An 11,381-nucleotide genomic window follows, 5' to 3' on the forward strand; every position below is an offset into this window, starting at 1 on the left:
GTCACCGCTTGGCGAGCATCCAGTTAAGCGTCTCGCGCCAGTCTGTCATGCGGATCGGCGTTCCGTGCGTGCCTGTCTCAAACCGCACGAAGCGTGCGGGATAATCCCCTGATGCTGAACGGATTTTCCTGAAGAAGGCCTCCTGTTTCCCGACGGGAAACACCCGGTCGGCGCTGCCATGACCGAAAAAGACGGGCACGCGCGCCGCAAAGGCCGGGCTTTGCAGAAACGCCTCGTTCCACATGGACCCCAGCAGCAGGAGCCCACCCAGTTGTCTGACGGTCGGGCCGTCCTGCGCCAGCCGCCAGCAAAGCGCACCGCCCATCGAGCCGCAGGCGACGAAAACACGCGCGCCGGGTGAGGAAGCCGCGTAATGGGAAATCAGCGCCGCGATCTGCCGGGTGCCCCGCGCCTCGAAATCCGCGACATCCGGAGAGAGATAGAGCCCGCCGCTCTTCACCATCAGGTTCTTGATGCGGTTGAAATTGCCGCCGAAGGTAAAATCGTTCACGCCCTGCCGCCGGTTGCCGCCCTGTCCATGCAGGTAGAGCACGATGGCGCTGGCGCCCCTGCTCTTGCCGACCGCGAAATAGCGCACGGTCCCGGCCTCTGTCTGGAGCGCCAGTTCCTGTTGGGCGCCCCGCACGCCCGTGGAGACATAGCGCCCGTCCACGCGCCGCTCCGGCACTGCATCGCGGCCATTGATGTCGCGCATTTCCTGGTAATCGACGATGCGGTAAGCCCCGCCATCGCTCGACGAAAGAACCGCCGGATAGGCGAAGAGCCGATCCTTGTGTGCGGCAAGCTCGAAGCCCTGTGCCCCTGCATTCCAAAAAACGGCAAAAAGACAGATAAAACAGAACCTTGAAAAGGAAAGAAAACTCATCGATTCAACACGCCACCTGCTTTTTCAAGCGCCTCCGGCGTGTCCACGTCGAGATGCGCGCCAGCGCCCGTTTCCACATCGATCACCGAGACCAGCCCCTGTTCCACCACATGGCGCGCGCCCGTGTCGCCGGTCAGCTTTTCGACCTCGGCAAAAAGCGCACGCGGCAGGATCACCGGATTGCCGCGCTTGCCATTGTGTGTGGCCCGCACCACGGCATTGCCGCCCGCCTTCACGAAGGCGTCGACGAGCCGGTCAAGGTCGCCGCTTCCGATCTCCGGCATGTCGGCCAACATGATGAGTGCGCCGGCGGCCTCGTCCGGCAATGCCGCAATCCCTGTCCTGAGCGAGGTGGAGAGCCCGCCCGCGTAATCCGCATTGCGCACGCATTTGACCGCGATCCCCTCCAGCGCGGCCTCCACCGCCTGCGCCTCATGCCCCAGCACCGCAACGGCGCCCGAAACGTTGCTCCGCGCAAGCGCATCCCCCGTTCGGCGCACCAGCGGCACGCCGTCGAACGAGGCGAGAAGCTTGTTGTGCCGACCCATGCGCCGCGACTGGCCCGCTGCCAGCAGCACACCCCAAACGGCGGACGGATCGCGCATGTCGGCTTTTCCCTCGCGCGGCTGCGGCCGCGTCGGGATTTCGGCCAGAAGCCCGCCCACCCCCATGCCGGCAATGTCTGCCGAGGATACGCCTAGCCCCGCCATCACCCGGTCGAGCACCCAGTCGAAGCCGTTCGTTTTCGGGCTGCGCGCGCATCCGGGCGCGCCGATCACCGGCCTGCCGTCGATCGTGCCCAGCACCAGTAGGTTGCCCGGGTCCACCGGCATGCCGACCCGCTCCACCGTGCCGCCCGCCCTGCGGATCGCCGCAGGGATCACATCGTCTGCGTCGCATATGGCCGATGCGCCGAAGAGAAGCAGCAGGTCGCTCTCCTCCTTCAGCGCCGCGATGGCGCGCGCCACGGCCTCTTCCTCATGCGCCGGTCGCAATTCGCGCGTCACGCGGCTGCCCGAACGCGCCAGCCGCTCGCCGGTAATGCGCGCCGTCTTGTCGAGCACACTGTCTTTCAGGCTCGGAAGCGCCGTCTGCACCACGCCGACCGAAAGAGCCCGGAACGGCGCAATGCGAAACACGTCCCCACGGATGGCTTCCATCGCCTCGTCCACCCGCCGGGCCGAGACCGCGAAGGGGATGATCTTCACCGTTGCGACCATCTGGCCTTCGGACACCGTGCTATAGTCTGGCAGCGTGGCGAGCGTGATTGCCGGGTCGACAGCGTTCAGCCGGTCGACCGAAGCCCTGTCGACAACGAAAAGACCGGCCTTTTCGGCATAGAGGTTCACCCGCCCCGTGGAGGGGGCGCGCACGGCGACCCCATCCACAGCAAGCCGTTCTGCCAGCCGCTCCGCCGCCTGATCCTCATCCAGATCACCGACCTCGAGCTGCGCCGCGATCACGGTTAAAACCCCTTCCGCCCGCAGGAGGCGGATGTCTTCCGCCGTCAGCCGGTGCGCCTTGCGCAGCCGCGTTCTGCCGGCCATCGTCGCATGCGCCAGCACCGCGCCCTCGGCCTCGTCTATGGAAAGCGGCCCGAACTTCACGCCGGGACACTCCCGCCCTGCAGCCCGCGCGTCCGCAGCGCCCGGATCACCGCGCCAAGCACCGCCACGGCGATCTCTGCCGGCGTCGCTGCGCCGATATCGAGCCCGATAGGCGCATCGATCCGCTCCAGCGCCTCTCCCGAAACACCGGCATCAATCAGCCGCTCGACACGTCTGGCATGGGTCTTCCGGCTTCCCAGCGCACCGATGTAAAAACATTCCGCTTCGAAGGCAGCCCTGAGGGCCGGATCGTCGATCTTCGGATCATGGGTGAGTGCGGCCAGCGCCGTATACGCATCGAGTGGCTGGCGCGCCAGCGCTTCGTCGGGCCATTCGGCATGAAGCGCGACGTCGGGAAAGCGCTCCGGCGAGGCGAAGGCCGTGCGCGGGTCGATGATCGTCAGGTCGAAACCGGCGATTCTCGCCATCGGCGCCAGTGCCTGGCTGATATGCACCGCGCCGATCACCACGAGACGCGGCGCGGGCAGATGCACATTGAGGAAAAAATCGCGCCCGTCGATCTCCGCGACGCCGGATTTGCCGGATCGGAAAGCGCGCGCCACCGCGTCTCCCAAGGCTCCCGCCACCGTGTCGCCTTCGCCAATCACCCGGTCGCGTCCGTCGCCCAGATCCGTCAACAGGATCGCAGCCTGGCGCTCGCGCCGCAGCGCGTTCAGCTTCTTCAGCGAATGCGGGTCCACTAGCCGAGCCTCTCCACATAAACCCTGATGCGCCCGCCGCAGGAGAGCCCCACCTCCCAGGCAGTCTCGTCGGCAACACCGAATTCCAGCATGCGCGGCTTGCCCTCCGCGAGCACGTCTGCGGCCTCCGCCACCACCGCGCCCTCGACACAGCCACCCGAAACCGAGCCTTCGAAATTGCCGTCCGTGTCGATCACCAGATGGCTTCCCACGGGCCGCGGCGCAGAGCCCCAGGTTTCCACCACAGTGGCTATCGCCACATCACGGCCGGCCTTCATCCATTCCTCCGCGATCATCAGCGGATCGCGCGGGTCATTGTTCTGCATGCGTTCAGACATTGGCATTTCTCCCGCTCCTCATATGGGCACGCCGGAAGTGCCGTGCCAAGTCCCCGCCGCTCGCCGGTGCCGTCAGCGCGGCGACGAGATCGCCAAGCGCATCGAGCGAGTGAACCGGCCGCAGTTCATCCACATGGGGCAGCATGGCCTGCATGCCGCGTGCGCGCGGTTCGAACCCGTCGAAACCCAGCAGCGGGTTCAGCCAGATCAGCCGCCGGCAGGATTTCGAAAGCCGTTCCATCTCGCGTGACAAAACCTCGATATGGTCGCGCTCCAGCCCGTCCGTGATCAGGAGCACGATGGCGCCCTGCCCCAGAACCCGGCGTGACCAAAGCCGGTTGAAATCGCCAAGTGCCGTACCGATCCGCGTGCCGCCCGACCAGTCGCGCACGGTTTCCGACGCCTCGTCCATGGCCTCGTCCGGATCGCGCCTGCTGAGCGCCCGCGTGATGTTGGTCAGCCGCGTGCCGAAGGTGAAACTGTGAACGCGCCGGCGCTTTTCCGTCAGCGCATGCAAAAAATGCAGGAAAACACGCGAATACTGGCTCATCGAGCCCGAAATATCGACCAGCGCCACCAGCGGCGGCGCAATCTCGCGCGGCGAGCGGAATTTCGGCAGGATCAGGTCGCCGCCCGTGCGCAGGCTCGTCCGCAGCATGGCGTGGGGGTCAATGCGCGCGCCGTGCGGGTCCGGCCGGAAACGCCGCGTCGCCACACGGTCGAAAGGCAGGGTGAGGTCGCGCATCGCAAGACGCGCCTCGGCCAGTTCCGCAGCCGACATCTGTGCAAAGTCCTTGCCGCGCAGCACTTCCATCGCAGTGAAGGAGAGCCTGGCATCGAGTTCGAATTCCGGACGCTTCCTGATAATCGCGCGCCGCTCTTCATCGAGCGCGTCTTCAGCGCGCCGGTCTCCCGCACGCTTCTTCTCGCGCAGCACCTCCGCCTCCTCGTCATCCCCGTCCTCGCCGCTCTCATCACGCGCCTCCCGGCGTGCCCAGTAAAGGCGGAACACGGCATCGAATACGGCATGATCCTCACGCCGCGAGATCATTGTCGAATGCAGGGTCCAGTAAAAATCCTCGCGCTTCTCGATGCCGACCGAGAGCACCGCCCGCACCGCATCCATCACCGCTGCCGGCCCGATCCTGAGGCCGGCGCGACGCAGCATGCGGGCAAAGCCGACAATGCGGTTTGCCAGCCGCGCGCCCTCCGGCTCAACCGAAGCCGTTTTCTGCGATGCCGGGGCGGCGGCCATTCAGCCGACCCTCACCTCTTCCAGAACACGCACGCCCTCGCCCTCTTCCATACGCGCAATGTCGTCCTGGTATTTCAGGAGAACGCCCATCGTGTCGGACACGGTCTCGGCATCGAGCGATTCCTTGCCGAGCGCGGTCAGCGCCGTTGCCCAGTCGATCGTTTCGGCAACGCCGGGTGCCTTGAAGAGATCGAGCTCACGCAGTTTCTGGACGAACACGACCACCTGTCTGGCCAGCGTCGCGTTGGCATTCGGCACCTTGCGGGCAAGAATATCGAGCTCGCGCTGCGCGTCCGGGTAATCGACCCAGTGGTATAGGCAGCGCCGTTTCAGCGCATCGTGTATTTCGCGTGTTCGGTTGGTGGTGATCACGACAATGGGTGGTTCTGCAGCCCTGATCGTGCCAAGCTCCGGCACGCTCACCTGATAGTCGGAAAGCACTTCCAGAAGATAGGCCTCGAAGGCTTCGTCAGCCCGGTCCAACTCGTCGATCAGAAAGATCGGCGGCCCGTCCACGCTGCGTTCCAGCGCTTCCAGCACCGGGCGGCGGATAAGATACTTTTCGGAGAAAACACCGCTTTCCATTTCCGCGCGGTCATGAACGCCCGCCGCCTCGGCCATGCGGATCTCGATCATCTGCGCGGCATAGTTCCACTCATACACGGCAGAAGAGACATCGAGCCCTTCATAACATTGCAGCCGAATGAGTTTTCGCCCGAGCCGGTCGGCCAGAACCTTGGCGATCTCGGTCTTGCCGACACCCGCCTCGCCTTCCAGAAACAGGGGGCGCTGCATCGTCAGGCTCAGGAACAGCACGGTCGCAAGCGCGCGGTCGGCCACATAGCCACCGTCGGTCAGAAGCGCCAGCGTTTCATCGATGGATTGCGGCAGGCCGCGTGTGCTCGGTTGGGCCATCATTCCCCCAGTTTTCCCGAAAGGACTTGCGGCTACAATACCCGGTAGCCCCGCTCATGGTAGAGGAGCGGGCTGGATTTGTCGCCGATGCTGAGACCGGCAACACGGCCGAAATAAACCCGGTGCGTGCCCAGTTCCACCGTCTGCACCACGTGGCAGTCAAAAACCGCCAGCGCGTCCGACAGCGTCGGTGCGCCTGTGGCGATCGTCTCCCATCGCGCCTGCGCGAAGCGTTCCTCGGGCGAAAGCCCGGTCAGCCCTGAAAACGCGTTGGAAAGGTCCTGGTGGTCCGCTGCCAGCGTGTTGAGCGCAAAAACGCCGTTCTCCACAAAGCAGTCATTGCTCGGGTTTTCGCGGTTGAGACACACAAGCACCGTGGGTGGGTTGTCCGAAACCGAACAGGCCGCAATGGCCGTCACACCGCGTTTGCCCGCCGGTCCATCCGTGGTGACGACATGAACGGCACCGGCAAAACGGGCCATGGCATCGCGGTAGTGGCGCGGTTCGATCTCGTTGGTCTTCAGCACGGTCAACTCTTTTCAACTCTTGTGTGCGATATAGGTTGGGTGGGCAGGCTTACCAAGGAGCATCAGGGACCGACAGTCCAAAAACGGAAAAAGGGCTGCGCCAGCCAGAGCCCTTCAAAACAGGTTCACATTACCCGAAGTGCCATATGACACGGTTATTTACCAGTTCCGCATCTTTACGGTTAAGTTCGGATGCGGTCGGGCTGATTCTCGTGTTACTGCGCAACCGTCAAACGGGTGATTGATCTCCAGCTATGCGTTGCTTCGCCTTTTTCATTTTGAGCAGCCTTGCGGCCTTCAGCCCCCCTGCGGCCCATGCGCAGGCTCCTGTTGTCGGCCTCGCCGCTCCGCTGACCGACAGTTTCGCCCTGCTCGGCCAGCAGATGCGCGATGGTGCGCGTCTGGCTGCTCAAGCGGGTGGCGCGCAGATTGTCGAAGCAGACACACAGTGCAGCACCGAGGGCGGTGAAGCAGCCGCCCGCGCGCTCATCGAGCAGAACGTACCGGTCGTGGTGGGCTTTTTGTGCACGGACGCCATCGAAGCAGCCCTGCCGCTTTTTGCCGAAGCCGGCATTCCTGTGATCACGCCCGGTGTGCGCACCACAACCCTTACCGACCAGCGGGAGCGCACGGGCTGGCCCGTCTTCCGCACCGCCCCGCGCGCCGATGCCGAACGCGATGCCGTTGCCGACATCCTGCTTCCCCGCTGGCGGGAAAACTTCTTTGCCATTGTGGACGACGGTACGATCTACGGACGCGAGCTGGCGGAAAATCTGCGAGCTACGGCCGAATTGCAGGAACTGAAACCGGTTTTCGTGGATACGTTCCGCCCGCAGCTCGACAATCAGATCGGTCTGGCCGGTCGGCTGAAGCGTTCCGGCGCCACGCATGTGTTCGTCGGTGGAGACCGCAGCGACATTGCCATTCTGTCACGCGATGCGGGCGGCATGGACTATGATCTCGTCATCGCCGGCGGCGAAGCGCTGCGTGCAGAGGAAAGCGCGATCCCGCTTGCGGAAGGCACGCTGATGGTCGGCCTGCCGCGCTGGGCCGATATTGCAACGGATTCCGCCGGGAAAGCGCTCGAGGAGGCTGGAATCGTTCCCGACGGCTACGTCCTGCCCGCCTTCGCGGCGACCGAGTTGGCCATTGCCGCGCTCCGCACCGGGTCAGGCCCGGTGACCGCAGCACTCGAATCCGGCACGTTCCAGACAGCGCTCGGCCCTTATTCCTTCGATGAGAAGGGCGACCTCGAACAGCCCCTCTATCGCCTGTTCCGCTTCGACGGGCAGACATTTCAGGAGGTTGAGTGATGTGGCGGACCGGTTCCCGCAACCTGATCACCGACGTCGCGGGTCTCACCGTCGGCAACCACACCGACGGAAGCGTGAAGTCAGGCGTCACCGCGGTGCTGTGCGAAACGCCGGCGACCGCCGGTGTCCAGGTTCTCGGCGGAGCGCCGGGCACCCGCGAGACCGATGCGCTCGAGCCGCACAATCTGGTTGACGGCGTGGACGCGATCACGCTGTCCGGCGGCTCGGCCTTCGGCATCGATGCGGCGGCCGGCGTGCAGGCGGCGCTGCGCGAGATGGGCCGGGGGTTTGAGATCCTGGGTTTTCGCGTGCCCATCGTGCCCGGCGCCATCCTGTTCGACCTGCCCAATGGCGGCGACAAGGACTGGGGTCGCTTTTCCCCCTATCGGGATTTCGGCTTTTCCGCCGCCATGGCCGCATCGCAGGATTTCGAGATCGGCACGGCTGGTGCCGGCACAGGCGCCACCACGGCCACGCTCAAGGGCGGGCTCGGCTCGGCCTCAACGGTTCTTGAAAACGGCATCACCGTCGGTGCACTGGTTGCCGTCAACGCCGTGGGTTCCGTCACCATCGGCAACACACCGCATTTCTGGGCCGCCCCCTTCGAGATCGGCGACGAGTTCGGCGGCCTTGGCCTGCCGCACCCGCTTCCGTCGGATGCTTCGAGCGTCACCACCAAAATGCGCACCGCCGCGCGCGGCAACACCACCATCGCCGTGATCGCGACCGATGCAAGGCTCGACAAAGCCGCCGCAAAACGCCTCGCCATCGCCGCCCATGACGGGTTCGCGCGCGCCATCTGGCCGGCCCACACGCCTGTCGACGGCGATCTTGTCTTCGCGCTCTCGACGGGCCGCAGCGAAGCCGTGCTCGATCTGGAAGGCGTGATCGACCTCAATGCGGCCGCGGCCGCAACCATGGCGCGGGCCATTGCCAGAGGTGTTTTTGCCGCGACACCGGCCGAACGTGATCTATTTCCCACTTGGGCGAAACAGTCTGTCGTAGGGCATTAAGACCAGAATTCAGGCCGAAAGGAATTTCAGCATGAAACACCTTCCCGCAATCGTCTGCACCGCAGCGTTTCTTGCCGCCTCCGCCACGGCTCATGCAGGCGACACCGCCTCCGTCGAGATCCTTGGCTTTTCAGCCGACGGAGCAACGTTCGCGTTTGAGGAGTACGGCGTGCAGGACGGATCCGGCTTCGCTTACGCCAATCGCTACTATATCGACACCGCCAATGACAGTTTCCTGCCCGGCACGCCGATCCGTGTGACCGTCGAGCAGGATGGGGCCAGCGTTTCCGATGCACGCGACCAGGCAAAAACGCAGGCCCAGTCCGTCATCTCCGACACGGTGCTCGCCGACAATCGCGGCTTTACCGCCGGCTGGAACGCCGTCACGGAACAATCGGCCGATCCCTTCCGCATGGCCGTCAATCCGCGCCCGGTCTTTCCCGCCATCGACAGTTCTCTCGAATTCCGCCTGACGGAGCTTCCCATGCCCGATGGCGCCGAATGCTACGGTTTCGGCGAACCGGCCGGCTTCCGCCTGACACGCATTGCCACGGAACCAGGGACCGAAACCGCGCTGGTGCATGAGGACAGCACGATCCCGCAGAGCCGCGGCTGCCCTCTCGGCTACGGCATCAGCGGCATCCAGACCTTCCATCCCGAAGGCGGCGCACCGGTCTTTGCGGTCATGATCGCGGTTCGCAAAGTGGGCTTTGAGGGCCCCGACCACCGCTTCATTGCCGTTACCGGCCGGCTCTAGCGGCTGATGTCCGGGGGCGGCAAAAGCATCGGGTTTCCATGAGACAGCGTCTTGCCACCCTCCGGCAGGCGCTGCCGCCACCTGCGCTGGCGTTGAAAGGCGCGTTTCTCTGGGGCGCGGCAATAGGCTTCAACGCGCTTGTCTTCCTCTGGATGCGCGGCTGGCAGTCGATGCCGCACATGGTTGCCCTGACGTCCATCTTTGCGCTTGGCGCAGCCCTCGCCTTTCCCATCGGCCACACGCTGCAGACGCTCGTCGCGCGCAATGCCCGACCCGAAACCCGTTTCGCCGCCGCGTTTCTGTGCTTTGCGCTTGCCACGATCTGCGTCACGGCCGCCCTCTATGCGCTGCAATACCGCGCCTACTACGCCCAGTGGCATGGCGCGCTCCTCTCGCCTTCATGGGTGATCCATTTCATCTTCACCACAGCCGGAGCGGTCTATCAGTTCGCCGTGATCGGGCTCCGTTTCTATTTTCCCTGGGGATTGGCCGCACTTTTCGCCCTCTCCTGCATCTATGCCGCCAGGCCGCGTTGAGGAAAACGCCCAGCTCTGCTAGTCAGGCGCCAACCCCACTTTCATGGAAGGCAAGGCACGCATGATCCCGCGCTATTCGCGGCCGGAAATGGCTGCAATCTGGTCGCCAGAAACCAAGTTCCGCATCTGGTTTGAAATCGAGGCGCATGCCGCAGACGCGATGGCCGAGCTCGGCATCGTGCCGAAAGAGGCAGCCAAAACCATCTGGGACAAGGCCGGCAGCGCCACGTTCGACATCGACCGCATCGACGAGATCGAGCGCGAGACGAAGCACGACGTCATCGCCTTCCTGACGCATCTGGCGGAAATTGTCGGCCCCGAGGCCCGCTTCGTGCATCAAGGCATGACCTCTTCCGACGTGCTCGACACGTGCCTCAGCGTCCAGCTCGTGCGTGCCACCGACATCCTGCTCGACGATCTCGACAGGCTGCTCGCCGCCTTGAAGAAACGCGCCTTCGAGCACAAGGACACCGTCACCATCGGCCGCAGCCATGGCATCCACGCCGAGCCGACCACGTTCGGCGTCAAGCTCGCCCAGGCCTATGCCGAGTTCGAGCGCTGCCGCCAGCGCCTCGTCAATGCGCGTGAAGAGATCGCCACCTGCGCCATTTCGGGCGCTGTCGGCACCTTCGCCAACATCGATCCGAGCGTCGAGGCGCATGTGGCCAAGAAGATGGGCCTCAAGCCGGAGCCCGTCTCCACCCAGGTCATCCCGCGCGACCGCCACGCCATGTATTTCGCCACACTCGCCGTGATCGCCTCCTCCATCGAGCGGCTCTCGGTCGAGGTGCGTCACCTGCAGCGCACCGAGGTTCTGGAAGCCGAAGAGTATTTCTCGCCGGGCCAGAAAGGCTCGTCGGCCATGCCGCACAAGCGCAACCCGGTCCTGTCGGAAAACCTGACCGGCCTTGCCCGCATGGTGCGCGCCTATGCCATGCCTGCCATGGAAAACGTCGCGCTCTGGCACGAGCGCGACATCTCGCACTCCTCCGTCGAGCGCATGATCGGCCCGGATGCGACCGTCACGCTCGATTTCGCGCTCATGCGCCTCACCGGCATGATGGAAAAGCTGGTGGTCTATCCCGAGACGATGGACAAGAATCTCAACAAGTTCCGTGGCCTCGTCCATTCGCAGCGTGTGCTTCTGGCGCTCACCCAGGCAGGCGTGTCGCGCGAAGACGCCTATCGGCTGGTGCAGCGCAATGCCATGAAGGTCTGGGAAGAAGGTGCAGACTTCCTTGAGGAACTTCTGGGCGACAAGGATGTGCGCGCCGCACTTTCGGAAGACGAGATTCGCGAAAAATTCGATCTCGGTTACCACACCAAGCATGTGGACACGATCTTCGCGCGCGTTTTCGGCGAAAGCTGATCTTGACGCCCTGAAACGTGAAAACGCCGGCGCATCACCCGATGCGCCGGCGTTTTTCTTTGTCTGGCTGGAGCAATTCCAGGAAAGCTGGAAACGCTCCAGGCGGATGACGGCTTCCTTCTCCCCGCGGGCGGGGAGAAGGTCCCGGCAGGGGGATGAGGGGC

General features: G+C 64.5%; 12 protein-coding genes. 5 read left to right on the plus strand and 7 right to left on the minus strand.

Annotation, left to right across the window (positions count from 1 at the left end; translation table 11 throughout):
- Window position 1: 1 nt before the first annotated feature.
- The 7 genes from AC07E3_RS09025 to AC07E3_RS09055 are packed head-to-tail and all read right to left on the minus strand — an operon-like array spanning window position 2 to window position 6,229.
- Window positions 2-886, minus strand: coding sequence for an alpha/beta hydrolase (locus tag AC07E3_RS09025; protein WP_478361311.1), 885 nt, complete (start codon window positions 884-886; stop codon window positions 2-4).
- On the minus strand, window positions 883-2,493 hold the full coding sequence (locus AC07E3_RS09030) for an NTP transferase domain-containing protein (RefSeq protein ID WP_478361313.1): 1,611 nt from the start codon (window positions 2,491-2,493) through the stop codon (window positions 883-885). The genes AC07E3_RS09025 and AC07E3_RS09030 overlap by 4 nt, the downstream gene beginning before the upstream one ends.
- On the minus strand, window positions 2,490-3,194 hold the full coding sequence (locus AC07E3_RS09035; RefSeq protein ID WP_336065140.1) for an XdhC family protein: 705 nt from the start codon (window positions 3,192-3,194) through the stop codon (window positions 2,490-2,492). The genes AC07E3_RS09030 and AC07E3_RS09035 overlap by 4 nt, the downstream gene beginning before the upstream one ends.
- Window positions 3,194-3,532: an XdhC family protein gene (locus AC07E3_RS09040; protein ID WP_336065142.1), complete on the minus strand. Its 339-nt coding sequence runs from the start codon at window positions 3,530-3,532 to the stop codon at window positions 3,194-3,196. The genes AC07E3_RS09035 and AC07E3_RS09040 overlap by 1 nt, the downstream gene beginning before the upstream one ends.
- Window positions 3,525-4,787, minus strand: a complete 1,263-nt coding sequence (locus tag AC07E3_RS09045) for a vWA domain-containing protein (RefSeq protein ID WP_478361315.1) — start codon at window positions 4,785-4,787, stop codon at window positions 3,525-3,527. The genes AC07E3_RS09040 and AC07E3_RS09045 overlap by 8 nt, the downstream gene beginning before the upstream one ends.
- Window positions 4,788-5,705, minus strand: coding sequence for an AAA family ATPase (locus AC07E3_RS09050; RefSeq protein ID WP_407673642.1), 918 nt, complete (start codon window positions 5,703-5,705; stop codon window positions 4,788-4,790).
- Between the two features lie 29 nt (window positions 5,706-5,734).
- On the minus strand, window positions 5,735-6,229 hold the full coding sequence (locus tag AC07E3_RS09055; protein WP_065817768.1) for a flavin reductase: 495 nt from the start codon (window positions 6,227-6,229) through the stop codon (window positions 5,735-5,737).
- 254 nt (window positions 6,230-6,483) lie between these two features.
- Here AC07E3_RS09055 and AC07E3_RS09060 point away from each other — a divergent pair, with 254 nt between their 5' ends.
- The 5 genes from AC07E3_RS09060 to purB all read left to right on the plus strand — a co-directional run bounded on the left by AC07E3_RS09060 (window position 6,484) and on the right by purB (window position 11,217).
- A complete protein-coding gene (locus AC07E3_RS09060; protein ID WP_478361318.1) occupies window positions 6,484-7,542 on the plus strand; it encodes a branched-chain amino acid ABC transporter substrate-binding protein in 1,059 nt (352 codons plus the stop codon).
- Window positions 7,542-8,555 (plus strand): P1 family peptidase, encoded by a 1,014-nt coding sequence (locus AC07E3_RS09065; protein ID WP_478361320.1) that lies wholly within the window; start codon window positions 7,542-7,544, stop codon window positions 8,553-8,555. The genes AC07E3_RS09060 and AC07E3_RS09065 overlap by 1 nt, the downstream gene beginning before the upstream one ends.
- Window positions 8,556-8,586: 31 nt before the next feature.
- The gene (locus AC07E3_RS09070; RefSeq protein WP_478361322.1) at window positions 8,587-9,312 is read left to right on the plus strand and encodes a DUF2259 domain-containing protein; all 726 of its coding nucleotides are present in this window, start codon (window positions 8,587-8,589) and stop codon (window positions 9,310-9,312) included.
- 38 nt (window positions 9,313-9,350) lie between these two features.
- Complete coding sequence (locus AC07E3_RS09075; RefSeq protein ID WP_478361324.1) at window positions 9,351-9,848, plus strand: hypothetical protein; 498 nt, start codon at window positions 9,351-9,353, stop codon at window positions 9,846-9,848.
- Between the two features lie 61 nt (window positions 9,849-9,909).
- The gene (purB, locus tag AC07E3_RS09080) at window positions 9,910-11,217 is read left to right on the plus strand and encodes an adenylosuccinate lyase (protein WP_336067532.1); all 1,308 of its coding nucleotides are present in this window, start codon (window positions 9,910-9,912) and stop codon (window positions 11,215-11,217) included.
- Window positions 11,218-11,381 lie beyond the last annotated feature (164 nt).

The organism is Nitratireductor lacus (assembly GCF_056431025.1).

What these genes read in the sequence shown, in the direction of transcription:
- AC07E3_RS09060 (WP_478361318.1), top strand. Translation starts at nt 6,484, where the DNA reads ATGCGTTGCTTCGCCTTTTTCATTTTGAGCAGCCTTGCGGCCTTCAGC.
- AC07E3_RS09070 (WP_478361322.1), top strand. Translation starts at nt 8,587, where the DNA reads ATGAAACACCTTCCCGCAATCGTCTGCACCGCAGCGTTTCTTGCCGCC.
- purB (WP_336067532.1), top strand. Translation starts at nt 9,910, where the DNA reads ATGATCCCGCGCTATTCGCGGCCGGAAATGGCTGCAATCTGGTCGCCA.
- AC07E3_RS09050 (WP_407673642.1), bottom strand. Translation starts at nt 5,705, where the DNA reads ATGATGGCCCAACCGAGCACACGCGGCCTGCCGCAATCCATCGATGAA.
- AC07E3_RS09025 (WP_478361311.1), bottom strand. Translation starts at nt 886, where the DNA reads ATGAGTTTTCTTTCCTTTTCAAGGTTCTGTTTTATCTGTCTTTTTGCC.
- AC07E3_RS09045 (WP_478361315.1), bottom strand. Translation starts at nt 4,787, where the DNA reads ATGGCCGCCGCCCCGGCATCGCAGAAAACGGCTTCGGTTGAGCCGGAG.
- AC07E3_RS09075 (WP_478361324.1), top strand. Translation starts at nt 9,351, where the DNA reads ATGAGACAGCGTCTTGCCACCCTCCGGCAGGCGCTGCCGCCACCTGCG.
- AC07E3_RS09040 (WP_336065142.1), bottom strand. Translation starts at nt 3,532, where the DNA reads ATGTCTGAACGCATGCAGAACAATGACCCGCGCGATCCGCTGATGATC.
- AC07E3_RS09065 (WP_478361320.1), top strand. Translation starts at nt 7,542, where the DNA reads ATGTGGCGGACCGGTTCCCGCAACCTGATCACCGACGTCGCGGGTCTC.